This is a genomic window from Streptomyces sp. NRRL S-118, assembly GCF_000716335.1.
GTDB lineage: Bacteria > Actinomycetota > Actinomycetes > Streptomycetales > Streptomycetaceae > Streptomyces.
The window spans coordinates 417,793-442,619 of record NZ_KL591003.1; the positions used below are offsets into that span (position 1 = coordinate 417,793).

Genomic DNA, 24,827 nt, shown 5'->3' on the forward strand with positions numbered 1-24,827 from the left:
GCATGAGCGACAGCAGTCTGCGTCTGGTGTGGGTCTACCCGGACCTGCTCAGTACGTACGGAGACCAGGGCAACGCCCTCGTGGTGGAGCGCCGCGCCCGGCAGCGCGGTCTGGACGTGCAGCGGGTGGACGTGCGCAGCGACCAGCCGGTCCCGACGTCCGGCGACATCTACCTCATCGGCGGCGGTGAGGACCGGCCGCAGCGACTGGCGGCCGAGCGGCTGCGCCGCGACGGCGGGCTGAACCGCGCCGCCGGCAACGGCGCGATCATCTTCTCGGTGTGCGCCGGCTACCAGATCCTGGGCCACGAGTTCATCAACGACCTCGGCGAGCGCGAGCCGGGCCTCGGCCTGATCGACGTGATCTCCACGCGCGGCGAGGGCGCCCGGTGCGTCGGTGACGTGCTGGCGGACATCGACCCGGCCCTGGGCCTGCCCCAGCTGACCGGCTTCGAGAACCACCAGGGCATCACGCACCTGGGCCCGACCGCCCGCCCGTTCGCCCGGACCGTCTTCGGCAACGGCAACGGCACCGGGGACGGCACCGAAGGCGCGTACAACGAGACCGTTTTCGGGACGTACATGCACGGACCGGTCATGGCGCGCAATCCGCAGATCGCGGACCTGCTGCTGAAGCTGGCCCTGGATGTGAACGCACTGCCCCCGACCGACGACCGGTGGTACGAGGCGCTGCGCGCGGAGCGGATCGCGGCGGCCAGTCAGCCCGCCTGATGCCGCGCACATTGTCGGATTCTCCGAATACCGTCCAGTAGTCGGACGCTCGGTTCGGCCCCGTCACCCGACGCCGGTAGGGTGGCGGGGATCCAACCGGACGACGTGGTCCGGGAGTCGGCCCACGTTGCAAAGGTATCTCGGGCTATGCGCATTGGTGTGCTCACCTCCGGCGGCGACTGCCCCGGTCTGAACGCCGTCATCCGCTCCGTCGTGCACCGTGCCGTCGTCGACCACGGCGACGAGGTCATCGGCTTCCACGACGGCTGGAAGGGCCTCCTGGAGTGCGATTACCGCAAGCTCGACCTGGACGCGGTGGCGGGCATCCTGGCCCGCGGCGGCACGATCCTCGGGTCCTCCCGCGTGCAGCCGGCCCATCTCGTGGACGGCGTCGAGCGCGCCAGGGGGTACGTCGCCGAACTGGGCCTCGACGCGATCATCCCGATCGGCGGCGAGGGGACGCTGAAGGCGGCGAACCTGCTCTCCGAGGCGGGGCTGCCGATCGTCGGCGTCCCGAAGACGATCGACAACGACATCGCGTCGACCGACGTGACCTTCGGCTTCGACACGGCCGTCGGGGTCGCCACCGAGGCCCTGGACCGGCTGAAGACCACCGCCGAATCGCACCAGCGGGTGCTGATCGTCGAGGTCATGGGCCGGCACACCGGCTGGATCGCGCTGCACTCGGGCATGGCGGCCGGTGCGCACGCGATCGTCGTCCCCGAGCGCCCCTTCGACATCGAGGAGCTCACGGCCCGGGTCGGCGAGCGCTTCCGCGCGGGCAAGCGGTTCGCGATCGTGGTGGCCGCCGAAGGCGCCAAGCCGCGCGAGGGCACCATGGCCTTCGACGAGGGCGGCAAGGACATCTACGGCCACGAGCGGTTCGCCGGTGTGGCCCAGCAGCTCGCCGGCGAGCTGGAGCAGCGCCTCGGCAAGGAGGCGCGTGCGGTGATCCTCGGCCACGTCCAGCGGGGCGGCACGCCCACCGCGTACGACCGGGTGCTGGCCACCCGCTTCGGCTGGCACGCGGTGGAGGCGGCGCACCGGGGCGAATTCGGGATGCTGACGGCGCTGCGCGGCACCGACATCGTGATGGTGCCGCTGGCGCAGGCCGTGGAGACGCTGAAGACGGTGCCCTCGGAGCGGTACGACGAGGCCGAGACCGTCCTTTGATGTCTGTTGTGCCGTGAATGAGCCGCCCCCGGTCGCAGCCGCGACCGGGGGCGGCTCTAGTCTGGACCGGCAAGCGGACAACCAGCACGAATCAGGAGCCGGCGGATGGATCACAGCGGGCACGGCATGACGATGGACCTGCCGCCGTTCACGCTGGGGAGGGGGCTGGCGTTCTCACCGGAGCCGTTCTTCCTGGTCGGCTGTCTGCTGGCGCTCGCGCTGTACGCCTGGGGCGTGGTCCGGCTGCGCAGGCGCGGTGACGCCTGGCCGGTGGGACGGATCGTGTTCTTCACCGTCGGCGTGCTGACCGTGGCACTCGTGATGTGCACCAAGCTGAACGACTACGGCATGGTCATGTTCAGCGTGCACATGGTGCAGCACATGGTGATCAGCATGCTGTCGCCGATCCTGCTGCTCCTGGGCGCCCCTGTCACCCTGGCTCTGCGGGCGCTGCCGGTGGCCTCGCGGCGCGGCAGCAAGGGCCCGCGGGAACTGCTGCTCGCGCTGCTGCACAGCCGTTACATGCGGATCGTCACGCACCCGGTGTTCACCATCCCGCTGTTCATCGCGAGCCTGTACGCGCTGTACTTCACGCCGCTGTTCGACTTCCTCATGGGCTCCAAGCCGGGGCACATCGCGATGATGGTCCACTTCCTCGCGGTCGGCCTGGTCTTCTTCTGGCCGATCATGGGCGTGGACCCGGGCCCGCACCGCCCCGGCTACGTGATGCGGATGCTGGAGCTCTTCGCGGGCATGCCGTTCCACGCCTTCTTCGGGATCGCGCTGATGATGGCATCGGAACCGATGGTGAAGGCGTACGCGAACCCGCCGGCCTCCCTCGGCATCGACGCGCTGGGCGACCAGAACGCCGCGGGCGGCATCGCGTGGGCGTTCAGCGAGATCCCCTCCGTCCTGGTGCTGATCGCGCTGGTGTACCAGTGGTACCGGTCCGAGCAGCGGCAGGCGGTGCGCAAGGACCGGGCCGCCGACCGGGACGGCGACAAGGAGCTCGCCGCCTACAACGCCTACCTGGCGTCGCTGCAGGCGCGCGGACAGTAGCGCACAGGACCGCACAGGCGGTAGCGCCCGGGGCACCCGCGGGGTGACCATGGTCCTACGGCCCGGCGGCCTTGCGGCCGGGGCCGGGAGGAGGACGCGCATGTCCGGTTCCACGAAGACGATGAGTGTGCTCACCGTCGGCGCGCTGGTGCTGACGACGGCGTACACGGTTGCGCTGGGCAGCAACGGCTGGCTCTGGTTCGGGTGGGTGGTGCTCGGCCTGCTCACGCTCGGCATGGCCGCGACGCGCGACTCCTGAGGTCGCGGCATTCCCGTCGGCCGCCGCGCCGCCGTGCTCTGCCGTGGCTCGCCGTGCCACCGGGTCCCACACGGCGGAGTGCGGCGCGTCCGTGCCGGCGTCGGGCTCCGGTGCGGCGGCGGCGGGGGCGGGGGCGAGCTCGGCGTACGACGCCGCCGTGAGCAGCGCCAGGGGAGGGCGCGACGGTCAGGGGGCACCCGGACGGCGCCGCCCGAGTCGGCCGCGACCTGGCCGATCAGGACGTGGACGCCCGCTCCGAGGACGTCGCCGAGGAGGAAGAAGTAGAGCAGCCGCGTGGTGAGGGCGGGCCGGAGCGGTTGCCCGTGATCGTTCGCGGTGCACATGCGACCCGGTCTTTCCCGGAGTCCGGCCGTTACGCGGACCGTAGGTCCCGTCCCCCCTTCCCCTGGTGACGCCTCCGGTCACCCCCGCGGCCGCCCGGGGTCACACCGCCCGCAGGGCACGCCCGCTCCCGGCCGTGGCCCGGCCGGCGGGATCAGCGGCGCATCGGGCCCCAGGGGCGGCGCTGGCGGGCCACCTCCTCCTCGGCCTCCTCGATCACGGCGAGGTCGATCCAGCAGACCGGCTCGATGTCACGGAGCAGCGGTTCGTTGTCCGGGCCGCGGGCCACTTCCCGGCCGCGCAGGGTCCAGGGGCGTACGTCGCCGTCCCGCTCCTCGCGCAGGTGGCAGTAGTCGTAGAGGCGTCTGGCGACCCACAGCCGCACCGGGCGGTCGCCCCACCACTTCTCCACCTGGAGGGGGTTCGCCGAGAGGCCGGGCATGGTGATCCCCGTGAGGTGGTCCGCGCTGTGCGTGTCCCGCTCGTCGTCGGCCGGGCTGCGGGACCAGCGGATGTAGAGCGGCCCGTGGTGTTCCACCAGGTCGCCCAGCTCCGCGAGGCTGCTGACGGTGGGCAGCTCGGTCACGCCGTCGGGGGCCGTCCTGCGCTCGGGCGGCACCGGTGCGGTCTCGTCCATGGGGGGTCACGCTCCTTGTCGTACCGGACGTCCGCCGCGTACCCCACGTGACGACCGGTGATTCCACCGATGCCCGTGCGCCGTGAGCGCCGCGACAGTGGCACCGCCAGTGAACACGGCGGTGACGCCCGGAGCATCCGGGGCCGCGCCGCCACGACCGAGAGGACGACTCAGTCGTGCAGCGACACACCTTGGCGGCGCTCCTCGCCGCGGCCTGCATTGGCATGACCATGACCCCCAATGCCGCGCAGGCCGCGGACAACCCCTACGAGCGCGGCCCCGCCCCCACCACCGCCAGCATCGAAGCCGTGCGCGGGCCCTACGCGGTGTCCCAGACCACGGTCTCGTCGTTGAGCGTGACCGGCTTCGGCGGCGGCACCATCCACTACCCGACCACCACCGCCGACGGCACCTTCGGAGCCGTGGCGATCTCCCCCGGCTTCACCGGCACCCAGTCCTCCATCGCCTGGTACGGGCCCAGACTCGCCTCCCAGGGCTTCGTGGTCTTCACCATCGACACCAACACCACCCTGGACCAGCCCGACAGCCGCGGCCGCCAGCTCCTGGCCGCACTGGACTACCTCACCCAGCGCAGCTCCGTGCGGAGCCGCATCGACAGCACGCGGCTGGGCGTGATGGGCCACTCCATGGGCGGCGGCGGCTCGCTGGAGGCGGCCAGGAGCCGGCCCTCCCTCCAGGCCGCGATACCCCTCACCGGCTGGAACACCGACAAGACGTGGCCGGAGATCAAGACGCCCACGCTGCTCATCGGCGCCGACGGCGACTCCATCGCGCCGGTGGCCACGCACTCCGAGCCGTTCTACCAGAGCCTGCCCGCCACGCTCGACAAGGCGTACCTGGAGCTGAACGGGGCGGACCACTTCACGCCGAACACCTCCGACACGACCATCGCGAAGTACAGCATTTCCTGGCTCAAGCGGTTCATCGACAACGACGCCCGCTACGAGCAGTTCCTCTGCCCGCTGCCTCGCCCGAGCCTCGCCATCGAGGAGTACCGGGGCAACTGCCCGCACACCTCCTGACGCCCCTCCCCGCGGGCCGCCGGGACGGCTCGCGGTCCGTCCGCGGACCCGGGACCGGTGCCGCGGCACAGAGTTGCGGCCGCGGCGTTGGGCACGCGCCCAACGCCGCTTTCCGCGTTGTTCACGCCGAAGTAACGTGACCGGTATGACCGGGATATACGGCCGGAGCGCTGAACTCGAAGCCGTGGCAGCCCTGTTGGACGGGCTGCGATCCGGCCGCGGAGGCGCGCTGCTGGTCGCCGCGGAGCCGGGACTGGGCCGCACGGCCCTGCTCCGGCGGGCCGCCGCGGACTTCACGGGCGGCCGCGCCGTGTATACGAGGGCCGTGCCGGCGGAGCGCGGCCTGCCGTACAGCGGGGTACACGCACTGCTGTGCGCCGCGGGGGGCCGGGGCGCCGCCGGCGTACTGCGCTCGGGGCTGGAACCGGGCGGTCTGCTGGAGCTGCTGCGCGACGCCGGGCCCCCCGGCGCCGGGCCGCTGCTGGTGTGCGTGGACGACGCGCACCTGTGGGACGCCCGGTCTCGGGCGGAGCTCGGCTTCACGGCGCGGCGGCCGCAGTCGCCCCGCACCGCCGGGCTGCTGCTGTCGGTGGCCGGACAACGGGAACACGAGCCGGACTTCGCGGGGCTGCCCGTCCTGCGCCCGGGCCCGCTCGGCGACCGCGCGGCGGCCGCGCTGGTGGCCGAGCTGACCGGTGGCGCGGCCGATCCGGCGGTCCGGGACGAGATCCTGTACGAGGCCGGGGGCAACCCCGCCGTGGTCGTGGCGGTCGTCGCCCGGCTGACACCGGCGCAGCTGGCCGGGCGGGAGCCGCTGCCCCGGCCGCTCGCCGACCGCGGTGTCCTGCTGCGCACGTTCGGCGGCCACCTGGAGGGGCTGGCGCCGGACACCGGGCAGGTGCTGCTGCTCGCGGCGGCCGCGCAGGAGGCGGAGCCGTCGGCCGCCGGTGCGGAGACGGCCGTGGTGCTCCGGGCCGCCAGAGCGGCCGGCATCGGCCCGGAGGCGCTGGACGCGGCCGAGGCGGCGGGTGTGGTCAGGGTGGCCGGGGAGACGGGACAGCTCGTCCGGTTCGCCGGCCCGCTGCTCCGCCGGGCGGTGCTGGCGCACGCCACACTGTCCCGGCGCCGCGCGGCGCACGCACTGCTGGCCTCCGTCCTGCCGGGTGAGCGCCACACGCTGTCGCGGCTGCTGCACCGGGCCGCCGCCGCGGAGGGCACGGACGCGCGCCTCGCCGACGAGCTGGCGGCCGCGGCGGGGGCGGGGCGCTCGTCCGGGGCGCCCGGTGCACGGGCCGGGGCCGGCCTGCCGGGCAAGGAGGCCGCCGTCCGCGCCGCCGGTCCGGCCCGGGCGGCGTCGGCCCGGTCCGTCGCCACCGGTGCGCCGGGCGGGGGCGGCCGGCCCGGTCCGCGGGAGGACGCCGCCGGGGCGGGGCCCGTGGTCGCGGGACCGCTGGAGCGGTCGGTGGCGCTGGCCCGCGCCGCGGAGCTGACCGCCGACGAGGGCGTGCGCGCGGCCCGGTCGACGGCCGCCGCGGAGTTCGCCGGGCTGGCGGGGCGGCCGCGCCGGGCGCGGGAGCTGCTCGCCGCCGGGCGGCGGGCCGCGGACGCGGCCGTACGGGGACGGGCCGAGCTCGTACGTGGCACGCTCGCCCTGGACGACGGGCCCGTCGGTGACGCCCACGCGGCGCTCCAGGTGGCGGCCGCGGCGCTCGCCCCGTACGACCCGGAACGGGCCCTGGCGGCACGGTTCCTCATGGCCGACGCGGCCTGGGCGATGGGCGACGTGCCGGCCTGCCTCGCCGCCCTGGCCGGCGACCGCCTCCCGGGCGAGCCCGCACTGGCCCATGACTACCGGACGGGGTTGCGCGCGGCCCTCGGTGTGCGTCTGGACGAGGCGCGGGGGCCGCTGCGCAGAGTGCTGGCGCGGGGCGCGGACGACGACGATCCGGTGTGGCTGCTGCGGGCCGGCGGCGCCGCGCTCGTGCTCGGCGACAGCGCGGCCGCGTGCCGCATCCACGCGCGGGCCCTGGCGCTCACCCGGACACGGGAGCTGACCGGGCTGCTGCCCCGGGTGCTGGAGCACCTGGCGTACGCGGAGCTGCGGGCGGGACGGCACGCGCGGGCCCGGGCGCACGCCCAGGAAGGACTGGGGCGGGCGCTCCGGGCCGGCCTGCGCAACGCGGTGGCCCACCAGCACGCCATCCTCGCGCTGGTGGCCTCGGTGGAGGGGGACGCCGGGGCCGTGGGCGGGCACGTCGCGCAGGCCCTGGCCGTCGCGCGCCCGTACGGTCTCGCGCAGGCCGCCACGCTGGCGGAGTGGGCGGCCGCCCGCGCCGATCTGGGGCGCGGCCGGGCGGACGACGCCGCCGCGCGTCTCCGCCCGCTGGTGCGGCCGGGTCCACGGTGCGGCCACTTCGGCGTCCGCATGCTCGCCGTGCCGTGCTTCGTCGAGGCGGCCGTGCCGGCCGGGCAGGACGACGACGCGCGGGCGGCGGCCGACGCGTTCGCCGTGTGGGCGGCGCAGGGTGTCGATCCGCAGGCGCCCGCGCAGCTCGCCCGGTGCCGTGCGCTGCTGGCCGGGCCCGCGGAGGCGGAGGCGCTGTACGCGGAGGCGCTGGACCGGCACGAGGAGGCGGGAGGCGACTTCGAGCGGGGCCGGACCCTGCTGCTTTACGGCAAGTGGCTGCGCCGCCGGCGACGGCCGCTGGAGGCCCGCGGCCGGCTGCGGGACGCGCTGGTCGCCTTCGAACGCTCCGGCGCGCGCCCCTGGGCCGAGCAGTCCCGGGCCGAACTGCGCGCCACCGGGGAGGCGTCCGGGCCGCGCCGCGAACCGGTCGCGCTGCTCCCCGGGCTGACGCCGCAGCAGCTGCGGATCGCGCGCTGTGTCGCCGAGGGCGCCACCAACCGCGAGGTCGCGGCCCGGCTGTCGATCAGCCCGCGCACCGTCGACCACCATCTGCGCAACGTCTTCGCGCTGCTTCAGGTGCGGTCGCGGGTGGAGCTGTCCCGGCTGATGGACCGGGCGGAGAGGGCCGACGAGGCCCTCGCAGCCGACCGGAACAGCGCCGTCGCACACGAGTAAGGGCGCACGCCCGCGCACGGTGGCGCAAGGGGCGCCCGGACGGTTCTTCCGTGCGCCCCGTACGCCGCACCGGGATGTTCCTGTGCCGCGGTTGGGGGCAGTCGCATGTGTGGCATGCGAGCGCCCGGGCAGCGGCCGGGCGATCACCGGGAGGGGAATCACATGACCAAGGTCCTTGTGCTGCACAGCGTCGGGCTGTTGAGGTCGGCGCTGACGGCGCTGCTCAGGTCGGAGGAGTCGTTCGACGTGGCCGCCTCCGGCTGGCGCACCGCGCAGCGGCAGGCGGAGTCGTTACGGCCGGACGTGTGCGTGGTCGACCTCGACTGTCCCGGCACCACGACGATGCTGGAGGGCGGGGAGGCCGGGGGCGGGACGGCACTGGGCTCGCACATCGGACTGCTGGTGCTCGCCTCGGCGGGGAGGCCGGGGGCGCTGCGCAAGGCCTTCGAGGCGCGGGCGCTGGGGTACGTGGACAAGGATGCCTCGCCAGGACGCCTGGTGCGGGCCATCCGGAAGGTCGCGGAAGGCGAGCGGTTCGTCGACGAATCGCTCGCCTTCGGCTTTCTCGAGGCGTCCCGGATGCCGCTGACCGCCCGGGAACTGAGCGTGCTGGCCCGTGCGGCCGAGGGGGAGTCGATCGCCGAGATAGCTCGCGGGCTGCACCTGTCCAACGGCACGGTGCGCAACTACATGGCCTCGGCGACGCGCAAGGTGGGGGCGCGCAACCGCATCGACGCCATCCGAATCACGCAGGGCGCGGGATGGGTGTGAGCGCGCCGCCCGCCGGCCGTCAGCCGGCGGCGACGCCCACCAGGTCCCGGTAGAGGGGCGAGGCGCCCAGCAGTTCCCGGTGCGGCGCGCACACCGCGTGCGTGCCGTCCAGGATCAGCACGCGGTCCGCCCGTACCGCCGACGACAAGCGGTGGGCGATGACGATCAGCGTACCGGGGCACGCGGCGAGGGTGCGCTCCGCGTGCTCCTCGGTCTCCGCGTCGAGGTGGCAGGTCGCCTCGTCGAGGACGAGCAGGGGCGCGGCGGCCAGGTGGGCGCGCGCCAGAGCCAGGCGCTGCCGCTCGCCCTGCGACAGCCTGCCGGGGTCGATGACGGCGTCGGGACCGCCGAGGCGCCGTACCAGCGGGCCGAGACGGAGCGCCTCGACGGTCTCCTGGACCTCGTCGGGCGCGGCGTCGGGGCGCAGGTAGCGGAGGTTGTCGCGGACCGTCCCGGTGAAGACGTACGCCTGCTGCGGCAGCAGGGCCCTGCGCGGGTCCGGTCCCGGCGGGCCCGGCCGGCGGGCGGGGGCGCCGTCGATCAGGACCGTGCCGCGGCCGGGCGCCAGCAGCCCGGCGAGGAGGGCCGCGAGGGTCGACTTCCCGATTCCGCTGGGTCCGACCACGGCCAGGTGCTCCCCCGGCTCGACCACGAGATCCAGATCGTCGAGCACCGGCCGGGCCCTGGGGCCGTAGGCGAAGCCGACGCCCCTCAACTCGACGGCGACGGCGGCGGGCTGCGCGCGCCGCGTTCCGTGGCGGCGGCGCGGGGGCGCGGTGGCCCGCGGCGGGGCGTACGGAGCGGGGGGCGCGGCTCCGGACCGGCCGGCGGCCCCGCCTTTGTCCTCGTCGGCGGTGCGGGAGCGACCGGCGGCTGCGCGTCCGTCGCCGGCGGCCGCGGTTCCGCTTCCGGCGGCCGGACTGCCGGGCCGGGCGGCGGGCTCGGTTCCAGCGGCACCGCCGACCGGAGCGACGGTCAGGCTGTCGGCCACGGGGGCCCCGGGGCCAGGGCGGGCTGGGACAGCGGAACCGGCGGCACTCGAGGCGGCGGGCGAACGAGCGCCCGTACCCTCCCCGGCGGCGGGCTCCGTCCGAGGAAGGCTGCCGGCCATGGAGGCCACGGACCCACCGCTCGGCGGGACGGCGGAACCGGCGGCACCCGAGGCGGCGGGCGCGGCTCCGGGGCCGGCGGAGGGGGCGGTCCCGTCCTCCGGCTCCGCGGCTCGCTCTTCCCCGGCGGGGGCGTCACCCGGCAGGCGGGGCTCCTCCGTCCCGAAGCGGTCGAGGACCACCAGCAGTCGCGTACCCGCCGCACCCAGCGCGGCCATCAGTGTGTGCAGCGCCGGCAGCAGCGCCTGCACGAGGTAGGTGAGCGCGCCGAGCAGCGCGCCCGCGGTGATGCCGCGGCGCAGCAGCCAGGGGGTCGCCACCACGAGGGCCACGACCGGCAGCCGGCCCGCCGCCCCCAGGGCGAGGGTGCGGATCCCCGCCCACCGGGCCAGCCTGCGCGACAGGCGCTCCGCGGTGTCGACGACCCGGCCCACGTCCTCGGCGATCCAGCGCTCGCCGCCGCACGCCGCCACGTCCCGCAGCCCGGCGCCGATCGCGCCGACCCGGGCCGAGAGGTCCTCGTCGGCGTCGAGGAACGCCCGCTGCGCTGCGGCCATCGGGGCGAGGGTAGCCACGAACAGCGCCAGCCCCAGCACCAGCGGAGGAACGACGACCAGCAACAGCACGGGCGCCAGCGACGCCATGCCGAGCAGCGCGCCGAGGGCGGTGAAGACGAACGACCGGGCGGTGAGGACGAGCCCCGCGAAGCTGTCCCTGGCCATCTCGGTCTGGTGGACCAGGCGGGACACCGTCGCGCTGTGACCCGCACCGCCGTCCGCCCCGGCCGGGTCCGCCACCGCCTCGGCGAGCGCCTGGGACACCGCCCGGCGGACCAGCCCGTCCCGCAGCGGTTCGACCAGCCCGGCGAGACCGGTGAACACACCGCGTACGGCGGCCCCGCCCACCAGGGCGGCGACCGCAGCGGTCGCCAGCCACAGCAGGCCGGTGCCGGTCCGCCCGGCGAGGAAGCCGTCGTCCAGGGCGCGGGCCACGCCGTAGCCGGTGAGGAAGGTGTGCGCGGACTCCAGCAGGGACCAGCCGGTGAGGACGAGCAGGGCACGCTTCCTCCGGCGCAGGAACCGCCGGGCCTGGGGCAGGACACGGGCCGCCGGCCCCCTCCTCCTCATGGCGCGTCCCCGTCGGCCGCGGCGGCGAAGACCGCGCGGTAGGCCGGGTCGCGCCACAGTTCCGCATGCGGTCCGGTGGCCCGTACGCGGCCCTCGTCCAGCCAGATCACCAGGTCGGCGCGGGCCGCGGAGGACAGCCGGTGCGCGATGACGAGCCGCGTGCCCTGCCGGACTTCCCCGGCGAGCGCCCGCTCGACCTCCCGCTCGGTGAGCGTGTCCAGGCTGGATGTGGCGTCGTCGAGGATCAGCAGCCGTCCCGCGTGGGCGAACGCCCGTGCCAGGCCCAGGCGTTGCAGCTCCCCGCCGGACAGCGGCGCCTCGGTGAGCGGCGTGGCGTAGCCGTCGGGCAGCCGCCGTACGAAGCCGTCCGCACCGGCGGCCCGTGCGGCCGCCCGCACAGCGGGCCCCGTCGGCGTGTGCGCACCGAAGGCGAGGGCGTCGCCGACGGTGGCGCCGAACAGGGCCGGGCGGGCGAAGGCGTACCCGACCTCGCGGCGCAGCCGGTGCCGGGCCAGGCGGTGCAGGGGGACGCCGTCGAGCAGGACGCTCCCCTCGTCCGGGTCGGTCAGCCGGCCGGCGACGGCCGCCAGCAGCGATTTGCCGGACCCCGAGCGGCCGACCACGGCCGCGCGCGTGCCGCCCGGCACCAGGAGGTCGACGCCGTGGAGCACGGCCTTTCCGTCCCGTTCGACGGTGACGCCGCGCAGTTCGAGCGTGCCCGGGCCGTCGGCGGGGAGGTCCCGGTCCTGCCGGTCCCCGAGCGCCGGTGCGGGCAGGCCCATCGGCCCGGCCGTACGGCGGGCCGCGCCGCGGCCGCGAACGAGCGCGCCCAGCAGCCCGGCGACCGCTCCGACGCCCGCGGCGAGCGCGGCGTACCGTGACGCCGCCAGCAGTTCCCCGACGCCGATCGCGCCGGAGGCGAGGCGCAGGCCGCCCACGGCGAGGACCAGGCAGACCAGCAGCGGCATCAGCACGCCGCTGCGGGCGACGGCCCGGCCGTAGACCAGCCACATCGCCCGCCCCTCCGCGGCCAGGTCCGGCAGCGCGGCGAGGATGCGCCGCCGCTCGTGCGCGGCGGTGCCGGCGGCGGCGACGGTGCGGGCCCCCGCGAGGGCCTCGACGAGCCGGTCCGCGATGCCCGCCTGCACGGCCTGGTAGCGGGCGACGCTTTCGGAGGAGTGCGCGGCGAAGGCACGCAGGAGCAGGAGCAGGAGCGGGACGCCGGTCAGGAAGGCCGCCGCGGTCCGCCAGTCGATGAGGAACAGCGCGACCAGCGCGCCCAGCGGCGGGAGCACGGACGCCACCGCGCTCGCGGCCGTCGCGGGCACGGTGCCGGCCTCCGTGGCGTTGGCGGTCAGCCGGGTCGCCAGGTCGCCGGGCGGGAAACGGGCGGCGTGGTGCGGTGCGGCACGCAGCAGCCGGTCGAGGCTGCGGGTGCGCAGCCAGGCGGTGGTACGGGCGTTGGTCACGCCGGTCAGGAGGGCGACGGCCGCGTCGAGCAGCAGATCGGCGGTGATGAGGACCGCGGACAGGGCGACCCAGCGCGGTGCGCCGGGGTCCCGGGCGAGGAGGAGGTCGAGGGTCCGGCCGAGCACGGCGGGCTCCGCCAGGGTGGCGGCGGCGGAGGCGAGGGAGCACGCGAGAATCGCCGCGGCAGGACCCGCGCTGTGCCGGGCGGCCGCGAGAAGCACGCGATCGGCGGCACGCTCGGGAGGCATCGTGACGGTTCCTTCCTCGTCCGGCGGACGGCGCGTGCGCGGCGGGCGTGGGCGGTTGCCCACGTCGTCCGCCTCGGGGAGGCGCGGTGGTCCGGGTCGTGCGGCGTTCGGGAGCCGGATGCCGTGGCACCGGAGCCGGTGCGCGTGCGGTGGCCATGCCCTTCCGGCTCGGGCCGGACACCGAGCACCCGGCCCCGGGCGGGAGGTACCCGCCCGGGGCCGGGACCGGTCAGCCGCGTGATGTCGGCACCGCGCGGCATGACCGGTACGGCGTCAGTTGCAGGTCGTGACGCTCAGGCTGCTGTCACCGCAGAGCAGCAGGCTGGCGCGGCTGCCGGAGGCGACGTCGCCCGTGACCTCTTCCTTCGGGGTCTCCATCGACTGCAGGTCGAGAAGCGTCATGATCGATTCCTTTCCTTCATGGGGACGGTGTGCTTCTTCACGGTCCCTGGTTGGGACCGGCTCTGGGGCCGCCGCAGCGGCGGGAGGAACGGCAGGTGCGCGCGGCCGTCGGTCGCGGCGCTGCCGAGGGCCAGCAGACAGCCGGCGGTGCCCGTGGCGAGGTCCATGGACAGCCGCATCATCTGCTCGCCCGGGAAGGCCAGATGCCCCTGGTACGGCACGGCGTGCCGGGCGAGGGCGTCGATCTGGCGGCGTACGTCGGACTCCTGCGTCCCGGGCCCGGGCACGGTGGTACGGCTCAGGTACAGGACCATGCCGGCCGCCCCACGGAACAGCCCGGGCTGGGCGTAGAACGTGGCCTGGGCGGCCCGTACGAATTCGCCCCGCGCCTGCTCGAAGCGCTCGTCGGCGCGGTGGGCGGCGAAGTCGTCGAGCACCATGCCGATGCCGACGCTCCCGGCGCCGAGGTACGGCATGGTCCGCCAGCCCTCGTCGACCTGGAGGGTGCCGCCGGCGCCGTGGACGCAGCGGTCGAGGTCGCGGCGGAGCGCGTCGGCGGCGAGGTCCAGCAGGGCGGACTCGCCGGTGCGTTCGTACAGGCGCAGGAAGAGCAGCGCGGGGCCGGCGGCGCCGTGGAGGAGCCCGGCGCGGGTGATGCGGGGCAGGGCGCGGGCGGTGAGGTCCGCGCAGCGGACGGCCGCGTCCCGCAGGCCGAGGGAGTCGAGGGCGAGGCCGAGGCCCGCGAGCCCGCTGTGCAGGTCGGGGGCGATGTCGTCCCAGGGCGTGGCGAGGGTGAGTTCGGCGAGTTCGAGGGCGCGTTCGGGATGTCCGAGCCGCTCCAGGGTCCAGGCGATGCCCGCGAGGCCGTCGTACAGGCCGATGGGGGTGCCGGAGGGGGGCTCCTTGGTCCGTTCGAGGAGCCATTCCTCCGCGTCGGGCCGGCTCGGGGCCCCGGTCTCGGCGAGCGCGTACAGGACGCCGGCGGCGCCGTAGCCGAGGGTCAGGCCCCCGCCTGCGGTGGCGAACTGGGCGATGTCGCCGGGGAAGAAGCGGTCGTCGCGGTCGGGCGTCGCCGAGGCGGTGACGGCGCGGACCATCGAGTCGCGGCTGCGGGGCCAGTCACCCGGTTCGACGGGGAGGTACGGGCCGGGCCGTGCGCCCCGGTCGCCCTTGAGGATCTCCGCCACGGCCTCGTCCAGGAAGCCGCGCGGTACGGGGAAGTGGGCGGCCGCGATGTCGGCCAGGTGCCGGGCCTTGTGCGGGTCCAGCGGGAAGAGGCTGGTGAGCGGTATGAAGAGGGCGAGGCGCAGACAGGCGAGCGCGTAGCGGTCGACGTCGAACCCGCGCCGGTCGGCGGGGGCGACGAAGGCGGGGTTGGCGACGGTCTGCCGGCGGCCCTCGTCGATGTGCGCCGCGGCCTCGAAGTCGAGCAGCACGACGGACGACTCGTCCTCGGAGACCATGATGTTGAACAGGTGCAGGTCGTTGAAGACGACGCCGCGGGCGTGGACCGCCTCGACGGCTTCCTCCACCAGCCGGTGGATCCGCAGGGCCCACTCGGTGTAGGCGGCGAGCGCGCCGGGGGCGGGGTCGGCCTCGATCAGGGGGTGGCGGCGGGCGAAGAAGGTGTTGAGCGGTCTGCCCTCGACGTACTCCATCGCGAGGAAGTGGTGGTCGCCGAGGACGAAGCTGTCGCGCACCTCGGGCGTGCAGGGCAGTCCGGCGAGCCGCTCCAGGGCGGTCCGCTCGCGGTGCAGGCGGGTGACCGCGTCCGCGCCGTCGGCGGCGAGCCCGGCGTGCGGGCGGGCTTCCTTGAGGACGACCTGCTCTCCGGTGGCGGTGTGGCGGGCGACGTAGACGCCGCCGCCGTTGGAGAAGTGCAGGGCACGCTCGACGGTGTACGGGATGCCGGCGACGGTCACGGCGCGCCGGGCGTCGAGGTGCGGCTGGAGGAAGTCGGGCAGGCTCACCCAGGGGGGCGTCCGGAAGACCGGGCCGCGCAGGTCGGGGACGAGCCGCCCCTCGGGGTCCGCGATGGCCGGGACCAGGTCGCCCTTGTCGTCGTAGCAGTGGCGCTGGGTGAAACTGCCGTAGCGCAGGTGCACGGGGCCGTCGGCCCAGCGCAGGTCGCTGAGGATGTACGGGCCGTCCTCGCCGGCGAGCAGGGCGTCGAGGTCGCGGGCGACCCGGTGGCACTGCTCGTCGTCGGCGGGGTAGACGGTGATGAACTTTCCGCTGGCCGCGCGGTCGGCGTACTTGGCGTTGCGGGTGTGGAGCAGGTAGCGGCTCGGGACGAACTTGAAGGCGATCCGGTGGGTGAAGCAGTACTCCGCCACCCTCGCCAGAATCGATTCTGCGTTGTCCAGGCGGGCCGAGACGTGGATCTTCCAGCCCTGTGCGGGCAGCTCCTGCTCCAGCGGGCGCAGCGCCAGCCAGTCGCCGCTGCGGTGCCGCCGCCAGCCCTCCGGCACGGCCGCGAGCGCCGCCTCGTACAGCGCTCCCCTGGCCCCCTGGCCCTCCGCGGACAGCCGGTGCGGTGCGTCGTAGAAGTGGCGGTCCGCGTCGCAGAAGGTGGCGTATCCCTTGATCACACCTGCTCCCTCGTTCGGCGACGGGGAAGACGGTGCCATCAGTGGGACGGGGGCCGACAGTCACAGCTGTCAGCAATGACCCGTGCGGAACGCACGAGTAACCTCAGACGGCGGTCCGGCCCTCCCGGGCGGCGAGGGTGAAGGAGTGGCCGGCGGGGTCGGCGTAGGTGCGCACGTCGCGCGGGCCGGAGTTGTCCTTGGTCTCCACGGGCCGGGCGCCCAGTCCGACCGCTTCCCGCTCCGCCTCGTCCATGTCGGCCTCGGCGACCAGGATGTGCAGGTGGGCCTGTTGCGAGTCGTCCGGCCGGGGCCAGCTGGGAGGTGCGTAGCCGTGGTCGCGGCGGATGGCCAGGCGGACGCCGTCCTGGCCGAGGACCTCGATGAAATCGGGGTCGGTGCCCCGCTCCACGCGGGCGCCCAGCAGCCCCGCGTAGAAATCGGCGAGCGCCTCGGGTTCGGCGCAGTCCAGGACGAGGACACTTGTCTTCGATACCGTCATGAGGCCCTTGTGCCCCTCCTCGGGCGCGACACGCGCACCTCGACCGGTCGCCCTCGAACGCCCCGGCGAGCTGGTAGAACGCACCTCCGAAGCGGATCCGGACCAGGTCCAGTAGGGAGCAATCCGTGTTCTATTACGTGCTCAAGTACGTGCTGCTCGGGCCGGTTCTCCGGCTCCTGTTCCGCCCGAGGACGGAGGGGCTGGAGCACGTGCCGGAGTCCGGCGCGGCGATCATCGCGGGCAACCACCTGTCGTTCTCGGACCACTTCCTGATGCCCGTGGTGCTGAAGCGGCGCATCACCTTCCTGGCGAAGCAGGAGTACTTCACCGGCCCGGGCATCAAGGGCCGGCTGACCGCCGCGTTCTTCCGCAGCGCCGGCCAGATCCCGGTGGACCGCTCCGGCAGGGATGCGGGCCAGGCCGCCATCCGCGAAGGGCTCGGGGTACTGGCGAAGGACGAGCTGCTGGGCATCTACCCGGAAGGCACCCGCTCGCACGACGGACGGCTCTACAAGGGCAAGGTCGGGGTGGCGGTGATGGCCCTGAAGGCGGGTGTCCCGGTGATTCCGTGCGCCATGGTGGGGACGTTCGAGATCCAGCCGCCGGGACAGGTTCTGCCGAAGATCAAGCGGGTGCGGATCCGTTTCGGTGAGCCGCTGGACTTCTCGCGGTTCGCGGGGATGGAGGACCAGAAGGCGGTGCTCCGCGCCGTCACGGACGAGATCATGTACAGCATCCTCGCCCTGTCGGGCCAGGAGTACGTCGACGAGTACGCGGCCACTGTGAAGGCGGCGCAGGCGGGCGGACAACGGCGCAGCTTCCCCCGATTGCGGCACTGAGCGCGGCCGCCGGACAGGCCGGACGCCGGCCCGGCGCGGGTTTTCACCCGGCAGGCATGGGACGGGCACACCGGGCAACACGGACCTTCACATGTTCCCCCAGAACAGGGAGAGTTCTCATGGCCGGTTACGGCACCAGCGGTACGCATGGGCATGCGGAGTCCCGTACGAACGGCCTGGCCATCGCCGGGCTGGTGTGCGGTGTCGTGGGTGTGCTCGTCTTCAACGTGATCCTCGGTCCGCTCGCCATCGTCTTCGGTGCGCTCGGCCGCAAGCAGGCACCGGTCAAGGGCGGCGCAGGCATGGCGAAGGCCGCCATCGTCCTCGGTGTCGTCGACCTGGTGATCTTCGCGATACTCATGATGGTCGCGGCGTCGAACGGCGGCTTCAGCTGGTACGTCGGCGGCTGATCCACCGTCAGGAAGTGAGCTCGGCCAGCGCTTCGTCCAGGACCCGCCGCAGGAGGAGCGCGTCCGGGGCGAGCGCGGTCACCAGCGCGGCGGGCCCGGCGAGCGGGGTGACGGCGGCGGTGTCCCCGAGGAGCCGGGGCTCGACCGGGTTCCCCTCCCACTCCGGGTCCACGACGAGGAGTTGACCGGAGGCCCGGTGCCCTCCCAGTACCGCTCCCCCGTCCCAGCCGCCGGGCGCCCCCGGGCCGAGGGCCAGTTCCTGGTCCAGCAGGGGGCGTCCGGCACGGCGGACGGTGAGGCGGGTGGCGAGGGTGCCGGGCTCCTCGCCGTGCCGGCCCAGGATCAGCTCCTCGCGCAGCACCAGTCGTGCCCCGGCGGCCAGTTCGGCCGTCGTGCGCATGCGGAGGGCGGAGCCGTGCGCGGAGACCAGTTGCTCCGGCAGCCAGCGCAGCTCCGCTCCCTCGCCGACCGTCAGGCGCACGTCGTACGTCGCCGGCCCCGCGGCGCCCCGCCCCGGCAGCGCCACCGTCGCGGCCGCGGAGTCGACGGTGAGCCGCGCCCCGTCCCGCACCTCGGCCTCGATCGCGAGCCGGTCCCCGCCCAGCGGGGCGGTCATCGCACCGACGACGGTGACCCGGGTGGAAGGGGCGCTCCCCGGGACCGCTGCCGCCACGGGCACGGCGCGGGTGCGGCGCAGGGCCAGCGGCCCGTCGCCGGCCAGCACCGGCAGGCCGCCGTCCGCCTCGGCGACGATCCGGGCGGTGGCGTGGACGCTCGTGAGGGTCATGGCGGGTTACGCGACCCAGGCGGCGAGCCGCGCGCGTACCCAGTCGGCGACGGGGCGCACGCCCTGGTCGCCGGTGAGGGAGGTGAAGGCGACGGGCAGGCCGCCGCGCTGTTCCTCGGCGTCGCGGGCCATCCGCTGCAGGTCGGAGCCCACATAGGGGGCGAGGTCGGTCTTGTTGATGACGAGCAGGTCGGCGGTGGTGACGCCGGGGCCTCCCTTGCGCGGGATGTCGTCGCCGCCGGCGACGTCGATGACGAAGATCTGGGCGTCGACGAGGCCCTTGGAGAAGGTGGCGGTGAGGTTGTCGCCGCCGGATTCCACCAGGATGAGGTCGAGCGGGCCGACCGCGTCCTCCAGGTCCTCCACCGCTTCGAGGTTGGCGGAGATGTCGTCGCGGATCGCGGTGTGCGGGCAGGCGCCGGTCTCGACGGCCTGGATGCGCTCGGGCGGCAGGACCGCGTGGCGCAGCAGGAACTCGGCGTCCTCGCGGGTGTAGATGTCGTTGGTGACGACCGCGAGGGACAGCTGGTCGCGCAGTTCGCGGCAGAGTGCGGCGACGGTGGCGGTCTTGCCGGAGCCGACGGGCCCGCCGAGGCCGATGCGCAGGGCGCGGCGGGTGCCGTCGGGGCGGTGGGCGTCGGCGCTCACGGCGCCGGGGGCTTCCGCGTGGTGGGTGTGGTCGAGGTGCATGGCGTTCCTTGTCGTCGGGCGTCAGGAGGCGAAGAGGCGTACGGCCCAGGCCGCGTGCTGCTCGGCGGTGATGTCGAGCAGCGGGGCGGACGCGGCGGGCAGCGCGTCGATGCCCTGCCGGGCGGCGTCCGCGGCCCGGGCGGCCACCAGGTCCATGTCGGGTGCGAGCCGCGCCAGGACGGCGGTGGCCCGGAAGGGGTCGAGGCTCAGCAGCCGCACCGCCGCGGTGGCGGGCCCGCTGACCGTTTCGTACGCGACGCAGTGCGCCGCGTCCTCGGCACCGAGCTCCGCCGCGCGGGCGGCCAGCCCGAGGACGACGGGCTGGTGGGCGCCGCGGGGGAAGGCCCGTGCGAGCGCGTCGAGTTCGGGGCTCGGCCAGGTGGCGCGGGCGGCCCGCAGCATCTGGCGGCCGAGCCTGCGGCCGGTGGCACGCAGCGCGGGTGAGGGGGTGCGGGCGTCGGCGGCCTCGTCGAGCGCGACGGGGTCGAGTCCGAGGGCGGCTGCGGCGGCCAGCGACGCGGAAGTGAGGCCCGTGGTGTGCAGGCGGCCCCGGCAGAAGGCCTCCAGGTCGCGGGCGCCACGGATGCGTCCCGCCTTGACGGCCGCTTCGGCACCGCCGGAGTGGGCGTGGCCACCGGCGGGGAAGCGGCCGTCGGCGAGGACGAGGAGGGCAGCGCGTGTCATCGGAGGGCCGTCAGAAGAGGAAGTAGCGCTGGGCCATGGGAAGTTCGGCGGCGGGAGCCGGGTCGACCGGGTCGCCGTCGATCGTCACCGTGAAGGTGTCGGCGTCGACCTCGACGCGCGGCAGGGCGTCGTTCTCGCGCATGTCGGCCTTGGTCACTCCGCGGGTGCTCCTGATCGCGGTGAACTCCTTGCGCAGGCCGAGCCGTTCGGGCAGGCCGTCATCGAGGGCGGTCCCGGTGACGAAGTTCAGCGACCCGGCCGCCGCCGCCCGCCCGAGCGCGCCGAACATGGGGCGCGGCATGACCGGCTGGGGCGTGGGGATCGACGCGTTGGCGTCGCCCATCTGCGCGTAGGCGATCTGCCCGCCCTTGATGACGGTCAGCGGCTTGACGCCGAAGAACGCCGGCTCCCACAGGACCAGGTCGGCCAGCTTGCCGGTCTCGACCGAGCCGATCTCATGGTCGAGGCCCTGGGCGACCGCCGGGTTGATCGTGTACTTGGCGACGTAGCGGCGCACCCGGTGGTTGTCGGCGCGGCCGTCACCGGGCAGTGCGCCGCGGCGCTTCTTCATCACGTGCGCGGTCTGCCACGTCCGCAGGATCACCTCGCCGACGCGGCCCATGGCCTGGGAGTCGGAGGAGATGATCGAGATGGCGCCCAGGTCGTGCAGGATGTCCTCGGCCGCGATCGTGGAGGGCCGGATGCGCGACTCGGCGAAGGCGAGGTCCTCGGGGACGGCCGGGTTGAGGTGGTGGCACACCATCAGCATGTCGAGGTGTTCGTCGAGCGTGTTGAGGGTGTGCGGCCGGGTGGGATTGGTGGAGCTCGGCAGGACGTACGGCTCGGAGACCACGGTGATGATGTCGGGCGCGTGTCCGCCGCCGGCACCCTCGGTGTGGTACGCGTGGATGGTCCGGCCGGCGATGGCGGCGAGGGTGTCGCCGACGAAACCGGCCTCGTTGAGGGTGTCGGTGTGGATGGCGAGCTGGGCGCCGGTCTCGTCGCAGACGGTGAGGCAGGCGTCGATGGCGGCCGGGGTGGCTCCCCAGTCCTCGTGGATCTTGAACCCGAGGGCTCCGCCGCGCAGTTGGGAGTGCATCGCCTCGCGCGAGACGGTGTTGCCCTTGCCGAGCAGTCCGATGTTGACGGGGTACGTCTCCAGCGCCTCGAACATGCGGGTGAGGTGCCACGGACCGGGTGTGATGGTGGTGGCCTTCGTCCCTTCGGCCGGTCCGGTGCCGCCTCCGACGAGGGTGGTGATGCCGGAGGTGAGCGCCTGGTCGACGACGGTGGGCGAGATGAAGTGGACGTGTGCGTCGATCGCGCCGGCGGTGACGATCCTGCCGTTGCCGGCGATGATCTCCGTCTCGGGGCCGATGACGAGGGCGGGGTGGACGCCGTCCATGGTGTCGGGGTTCCCGGCCTTGCCGAGGCCCGTGATGCGGCCGTCGCGGATGCCGATGTCCGCCTTGACGACGCCCCAGTGGTCGACGACGACGGCGCCGGTGATGACGGTGTCCGGGGCGCCTTCGGCGCGGGTCGTGCGGGCCTGGCCCATCGACTCACGGATCACCTTGCCGCCGCCGAACACCGCTTCGTCGCCCGCGCGGCCGGGGCCGCCGGAGCGGTCCTCCTCGATCTCGATCAGCAGGTCGGTGTCGGCGAGCCGGATGCGGTCGCCGGTGGTGGGGCCGAAGAGGTCGGCGTAGACGGGGCGTGAGAGCTCAGCCATCGAGGGCACCTCCGGTCCGGCCGCGCAGCCCGGGCACGATGCGCAGCCCCGCGAGCGGTACGAGTTCGACGTCGACGGGGATGCCGGGTTCGAAGCGCACGGCGGTACCGGCGGCGATGTTCAGCCGCAGGCCGTGGGCGGCCGGGCGGTCGAACCGCAGACCGGGGTTGGCCTCGGCGAAGTGGTAGTGGGAACCGACCTGGACGGGCCGGTCGGCGGCGTTGAGCACGGTGAGGCGGGTGACCGGGCGGCCCTCGTTGAGGGGCACGGGCTCGTCCGCGTGGAGGATCTCTCCGGGGATCATCGGTGGCACTCCCCCGTCAGACGATCGGGTCGTGGACGGTGACGAGCTTGGTGCCGTCCGGGAAGGTGGCCTCGACCTGGACGTCGTGGATCATCTCGGGGATGCCCTCCATGACGTCGTCGCGGGTGAGCACCGTGCGCCCGGACGCCATGAGGTCGGAGACGGTACGGCCGTCCCGGGCGCCTTCCAGGATGTGGGAGGTGATGAGCGCGACGGCCTCGGGGTGATTGAGCTTCACCCCGCGCGCCCGGCGCTTCTCCGCCACGTCGGCGGCGACATGGATGAGCAGGCGCTCCTGCTCGTGCGGAGTCAGTTGCACGATTCACCTCACAGTTCCCGCCCGGCGCGGTCCCGGACGCAGCGGGACCCTATCCGGCTTCAACACTCTGTTGACCTGCGGGGACGAGTGTGGCGGAGAGATATTTCCAACTCGGGCGCAAACTTTTCCGGGAGGTTAACTGCCTCTTTGCATCCTCATGGAGATCACAGCGGCGCGCTCGTCCCGGAGGCGACGGCGATCCGCCCCGGCACGCGGCCCCGGCCGGGCCGCTGCCCCGCGGGCGTGCCGCACGCGCCGTGCACGGTGCGCGCCGCTGCTCGCCGGCATGCGGCGGGCCGGACGGAACCGCGCCCGGCCGGCCGACACGCCGCCGGCCGGCCGGGCGCCGCGGTCGGCCCGTCAGACGGCCAGGCAGCCCGTGCCGGGGACGGCCGGGACCTCCGGGGGCACGGCGAGCGACGCCGGGTCGACGACGGTGGTCAGGTCGGTCGCGCTCGTGGTGACGCAGTCGAGGACGGTGGCGGGGTCCGGCAGTGCTACTGCGGAGGCGGCGGTGGCGGTGAACCCGAGGAACGTGACGGTTCCGAGGACGACGGCCGCGATGCGACGCATACGGTTCCCTCCTGAAGCGGGGTGGTGGGGCCTGACTCACCGGATGGTTCGAGTCGGCCCCTGGCTACCCACGCCGTCCCCGCGGCTACGCGTCCCCTCACTCGTACGAGGATGACGAAACGATCCCTCATCGGGGCGCGCCACGCCCGGCCACCCGCACGGGTGGAACGCGGCGCGTCAGGCGCCGGGGCGCGGGTGCTGCGGGGGGCGGTGCTCCGCCGCGAGGCCGAACCGGGGGCGTTCGCCGGGAGCGGACGTCAGCGGACGGGTCGTGGAGACGGAACTCGTCGCCGGGCTCTCGGTCTGCTCGGGCTCCGTTTCCAGTCGCTGCAGGTCAGCGGCTGACACCAGCGCCACGAGCGGCTTTCCGTGACGGGTCACGACCACGCGCTCACCGCCGTAGACGACGCGGTTGATCAGTTCGGCGAGCTCTGCACGGGCTTGCGTCACCGGAATCTCGTAGGCCATGGTTCCCATCATAAACGCCTGTACGTCCTGTACATTTTTTACAGAAAGGGAGGCACGCCATGGACCAGCGTCACGTCCTGCCCGAGTTCACCGAGCGCACCGCCGCGGGTCACCGGACCCTGGACCCCTACTCGAAGCTGATGGAGGGACGGATCGTCTTCCTCGGCACGCCGGTCGACGAGATCTCGGCGAACGACGTGGTCGCCCAGCTGCTGTACCTCGAGTACGCCGCCCCCGATCAGGACATCTCGCTCTACATCAACTCCCCCGGCGGCCCCGTCAGCGCCATGCTCGCGATCTACGACACGATGCAGATCGTCACGTGCGACGTGCAGACGACCTGCATCGGCCAGGCCGCTTCGACCGCGGCCGTCCTGCTGGCCGCCGGCGCGCCCGGCAAGCGGATGGCGCTGCCCGGGGCGCGCGTGCTCCTCCGGCAGCCCGCCATGGAGGAACCGCTGCGCGGGCAGCCCAGCGACCTCGACATCCAGGCCCGCGAGATGCTGCGGCTGCGCGACCGGCTCGCCGGGACGCTCGCGCACCACACCGGCAGGGCCCGGGAGCGCGTCGACGCGGACATCGAACGCGACACGGTGCTCGACGCGGCCGCCGCACAGGCGTACGGCCTCGTCGACCACGTCGTCCCGAGCCGGAAGGGGTGACCGGATGCTGCCGCCGGAACCGGTGCCGCTGCCGGCGCTGACCCGCGCCGAGGCCGCGTACATCGACGGCTACCTCGAAGTGGTCGACCTGCTGGGCCGGATCAACCCGGCACACACCACGCACACGTACAGTGCCCTGCGCGCCGCACAGGCGCTCGCGGGGCGCGCCGAGGCACTGCGCGACGCCCTGACGGCGATGCATGACCGCGGGGAGAGCGAGGTGCACTCCCGGACGCTGGCGCGTGCGCTGCGTGTTCTCGATGGCGAACGCCGGACAGCGCGGGTGACACTCCCTCAGGAGCCCGTCCGCTGAGGGATTTGCCGGTAGCGCGAATGGACGCATAAGGACGAGAAGCCACCCCCTCGTTCGGCGTACGCAAACGAGCGAATTCCGTACGGCACGAGTTGCGCCCGCGCTGTACACATCTGGCGGAACATCACCTTCCGCCGCTGGTACGGGGTTCATCCGTCCGCCGCCGCGCCGCGCCAAAACACCCCTGTCCACCCGAACGGATCAGTCGTGAGGAGCCTCACATAACGCCGTTTCGGCTCGGAATTTCACCCCGACATGGGTCAAGATCCCTGACGACGACAAGCCCCCGCCACCCGAGGCGGGGCGGTCCGGGCGGACGCCGAGTCCTGCCGCCGTCCGGATGACTGGTCGACAGAAGTGGATCGGCAGGAGTGGAGGACCCGAGCAGTACGGGGCGACCGCACCACGGTCGCTCCTTGGGGTGAAGCCGCGTCAGCGGCCGGGCAACTTCGCCAGCCCGAACCCGACAGGTCATCCTTCACAGGCGGCTGACGAAGGGTTGC

Annotated in this window: 25 protein-coding genes, 1 pseudogene and 1 riboswitch; of the genes and pseudogenes, 11 read left to right on the forward strand and 15 right to left on the reverse strand. The window is 74.2% G+C overall.

Annotated features, from left to right (window positions below; translation table 11 throughout):
• The first annotated feature begins 2 nt into the window (after positions 1 to 2).
• From IH00_RS0108560 to IH00_RS43285, 4 genes are all read left to right on the forward strand, one after another.
• Positions 3 to 731: a type 1 glutamine amidotransferase gene (locus IH00_RS0108560; protein ID WP_031071283.1), complete on the forward strand. Its 729-nt coding sequence runs from the start codon at positions 3 to 5 to the stop codon at positions 729 to 731.
• Between the two features lie 147 nt (positions 732 to 878).
• Positions 879 to 1,904: a 6-phosphofructokinase gene (locus tag IH00_RS0108565; protein ID WP_031071284.1), complete on the forward strand. Its 1,026-nt coding sequence runs from the start codon at positions 879 to 881 to the stop codon at positions 1,902 to 1,904.
• Positions 1,905 to 2,009: 105 nt separating this feature from the next.
• Positions 2,010 to 2,963, forward strand: coding sequence for a cytochrome c oxidase assembly protein (locus IH00_RS0108570; protein ID WP_031071286.1), 954 nt, complete (start codon positions 2,010 to 2,012; stop codon positions 2,961 to 2,963).
• 100 nt (positions 2,964 to 3,063) lie between these two features.
• The gene (locus tag IH00_RS43285; RefSeq protein ID WP_039946542.1) at positions 3,064 to 3,222 is read left to right on the forward strand and encodes a hypothetical protein; all 159 of its coding nucleotides are present in this window, start codon (positions 3,064 to 3,066) and stop codon (positions 3,220 to 3,222) included.
• A 132-nt stretch (positions 3,223 to 3,354) separates the two neighbouring features.
• Here the strand turns inward: IH00_RS43285 and IH00_RS43925 are convergent.
• Together IH00_RS43925 and IH00_RS0108580 are read right to left on the reverse strand one after the other, a co-directional pair.
• Positions 3,355 to 3,566 (reverse strand): annotated as a pseudogene (locus tag IH00_RS43925) (amino acid permease); the annotation flags it as partial.
• 152 nt (positions 3,567 to 3,718) lie between these two features.
• Entirely contained in the window at positions 3,719 to 4,201 is a 483-nt protein-coding gene (locus IH00_RS0108580; protein WP_052411273.1) for a DUF6098 family protein, read from the reverse strand.
• A gap of 224 nt (positions 4,202 to 4,425) precedes the next feature.
• On the opposite strand from IH00_RS0108580, the gene IH00_RS0108585 reads away from it, so the two are divergent.
• The 3 genes from IH00_RS0108585 to IH00_RS0108595 all read left to right on the forward strand — a co-directional run bounded on the left by IH00_RS0108585 (position 4,426) and on the right by IH00_RS0108595 (position 9,097).
• On the forward strand, positions 4,426 to 5,244 hold the full coding sequence (locus tag IH00_RS0108585; RefSeq protein WP_031071291.1) for a bis(hydroxyethyl) terephthalate hydrolase: 819 nt from the start codon (positions 4,426 to 4,428) through the stop codon (positions 5,242 to 5,244).
• 145 nt (positions 5,245 to 5,389) lie between these two features.
• Positions 5,390 to 8,326: a LuxR family transcriptional regulator gene (locus tag IH00_RS0108590; protein ID WP_031071293.1), complete on the forward strand. Its 2,937-nt coding sequence runs from the start codon at positions 5,390 to 5,392 to the stop codon at positions 8,324 to 8,326.
• Between the two features lie 162 nt (positions 8,327 to 8,488).
• Positions 8,489 to 9,097 (forward strand): response regulator transcription factor, encoded by a 609-nt coding sequence (locus IH00_RS0108595; RefSeq protein WP_031071295.1) that lies wholly within the window; start codon positions 8,489 to 8,491, stop codon positions 9,095 to 9,097.
• Between the two features lie 19 nt (positions 9,098 to 9,116).
• Here IH00_RS0108595 and IH00_RS37165 read toward each other — a convergent pair whose 3' ends face one another.
• The 5 genes from IH00_RS37165 to IH00_RS0108625 form a co-directional block, all read right to left on the reverse strand.
• Positions 9,117 to 11,333: an ABC transporter ATP-binding protein gene (locus IH00_RS37165; protein WP_052411275.1), complete on the reverse strand. Its 2,217-nt coding sequence runs from the start codon at positions 11,331 to 11,333 to the stop codon at positions 9,117 to 9,119.
• The gene (locus IH00_RS0108610; RefSeq protein ID WP_031071297.1) at positions 11,330 to 13,051 is read right to left on the reverse strand and encodes an ABC transporter transmembrane domain-containing protein; all 1,722 of its coding nucleotides are present in this window, start codon (positions 13,049 to 13,051) and stop codon (positions 11,330 to 11,332) included. Before IH00_RS0108610 ends, IH00_RS37165 begins: the two co-directional genes overlap by 4 nt.
• A gap of 273 nt (positions 13,052 to 13,324) precedes the next feature.
• Positions 13,325 to 13,453 carry a SapB/AmfS family lanthipeptide gene (locus IH00_RS0108615; protein WP_031071299.1) on the reverse strand — a complete coding sequence of 43 codons (129 nt, stop codon included), beginning with the start codon at positions 13,451 to 13,453 and terminating at the stop codon, positions 13,325 to 13,327.
• On the reverse strand, positions 13,450 to 16,044 hold the full coding sequence (lanKC, locus tag IH00_RS0108620) for a class III lanthionine synthetase LanKC (protein WP_031071301.1): 2,595 nt from the start codon (positions 16,042 to 16,044) through the stop codon (positions 13,450 to 13,452). Before lanKC ends, IH00_RS0108615 begins: the two co-directional genes overlap by 4 nt.
• 103 nt (positions 16,045 to 16,147) lie before the next feature.
• Entirely contained in the window at positions 16,148 to 16,543 is a 396-nt protein-coding gene (locus IH00_RS0108625; protein WP_031071304.1) for a VOC family protein, read from the reverse strand.
• Between the two features lie 125 nt (positions 16,544 to 16,668).
• Between IH00_RS0108625 and IH00_RS0108630 the strand changes: the two genes are divergently transcribed.
• Positions 16,669 to 17,382 carry a lysophospholipid acyltransferase family protein gene (locus IH00_RS0108630; protein ID WP_031071306.1) on the forward strand — a complete coding sequence of 238 codons (714 nt, stop codon included), beginning with the start codon at positions 16,669 to 16,671 and terminating at the stop codon, positions 17,380 to 17,382.
• 119 nt (positions 17,383 to 17,501) lie between these two features.
• A complete protein-coding gene (locus IH00_RS0108635) occupies positions 17,502 to 17,792 on the forward strand; it encodes a DUF4190 domain-containing protein (protein WP_031071308.1) in 291 nt (96 codons plus the stop codon).
• Positions 17,793 to 17,799: 7 nt separating this feature from the next.
• On the opposite strand, the gene IH00_RS0108640 is transcribed toward IH00_RS0108635, so the two are convergent.
• The 8 genes from IH00_RS0108640 to IH00_RS0108675 all read right to left on the reverse strand — a co-directional run bounded on the left by IH00_RS0108640 (position 17,800) and on the right by IH00_RS0108675 (position 23,349).
• A complete protein-coding gene (locus tag IH00_RS0108640; protein ID WP_031071309.1) occupies positions 17,800 to 18,579 on the reverse strand; it encodes an urease accessory protein UreD in 780 nt (259 codons plus the stop codon).
• A 6-nt stretch (positions 18,580 to 18,585) separates the two neighbouring features.
• The gene (gene ureG, locus IH00_RS0108645; RefSeq protein ID WP_031071311.1) at positions 18,586 to 19,269 is read right to left on the reverse strand and encodes an urease accessory protein UreG; all 684 of its coding nucleotides are present in this window, start codon (positions 19,267 to 19,269) and stop codon (positions 18,586 to 18,588) included.
• 21 nt (positions 19,270 to 19,290) lie between these two features.
• Positions 19,291 to 19,953, reverse strand: a complete 663-nt coding sequence (locus IH00_RS0108650; protein ID WP_031071313.1) for an urease accessory protein UreF — start codon at positions 19,951 to 19,953, stop codon at positions 19,291 to 19,293.
• A 10-nt stretch (positions 19,954 to 19,963) separates the two neighbouring features.
• Positions 19,964 to 21,685 carry an urease subunit alpha gene (locus tag IH00_RS0108655; RefSeq protein ID WP_031071315.1) on the reverse strand — a complete coding sequence of 574 codons (1,722 nt, stop codon included), beginning with the start codon at positions 21,683 to 21,685 and terminating at the stop codon, positions 19,964 to 19,966.
• The gene (locus IH00_RS0108660) at positions 21,678 to 21,989 is read right to left on the reverse strand and encodes an urease subunit beta (protein WP_031071317.1); all 312 of its coding nucleotides are present in this window, start codon (positions 21,987 to 21,989) and stop codon (positions 21,678 to 21,680) included. The genes IH00_RS0108655 and IH00_RS0108660 overlap by 8 nt, the downstream gene beginning before the upstream one ends.
• Before the next feature lie 16 nt (positions 21,990 to 22,005).
• Positions 22,006 to 22,308, reverse strand: a complete 303-nt coding sequence (locus tag IH00_RS0108665; protein WP_031071319.1) for an urease subunit gamma — start codon at positions 22,306 to 22,308, stop codon at positions 22,006 to 22,008.
• 360 nt (positions 22,309 to 22,668) lie between these two features.
• Positions 22,669 to 22,881 carry a hypothetical protein gene (locus tag IH00_RS0108670; protein WP_031071321.1) on the reverse strand — a complete coding sequence of 71 codons (213 nt, stop codon included), beginning with the start codon at positions 22,879 to 22,881 and terminating at the stop codon, positions 22,669 to 22,671.
• Positions 22,882 to 23,058: 177 nt separating this feature from the next.
• On the reverse strand, positions 23,059 to 23,349 hold the full coding sequence (locus tag IH00_RS0108675) for a type II toxin-antitoxin system Phd/YefM family antitoxin (protein WP_031071323.1): 291 nt from the start codon (positions 23,347 to 23,349) through the stop codon (positions 23,059 to 23,061).
• A 59-nt stretch (positions 23,350 to 23,408) separates the two neighbouring features.
• Between IH00_RS0108675 and IH00_RS0108680 the strand changes: the two genes are divergently transcribed.
• Positions 23,409 to 24,011 (forward strand): ATP-dependent Clp protease proteolytic subunit, encoded by a 603-nt coding sequence (locus IH00_RS0108680; protein WP_031071324.1) that lies wholly within the window; start codon positions 23,409 to 23,411, stop codon positions 24,009 to 24,011.
• Between the two features lie 4 nt (positions 24,012 to 24,015).
• Complete coding sequence (locus IH00_RS0108685; protein WP_031071326.1) at positions 24,016 to 24,324, forward strand: hypothetical protein; 309 nt, start codon at positions 24,016 to 24,018, stop codon at positions 24,322 to 24,324.
• 320 nt (positions 24,325 to 24,644) lie between these two features.
• A riboswitch (cyclic di-AMP (ydaO/yuaA leader) is annotated at positions 24,645 to 24,826 on the forward strand.
• Position 24,827 lies beyond the last annotated feature (1 nt).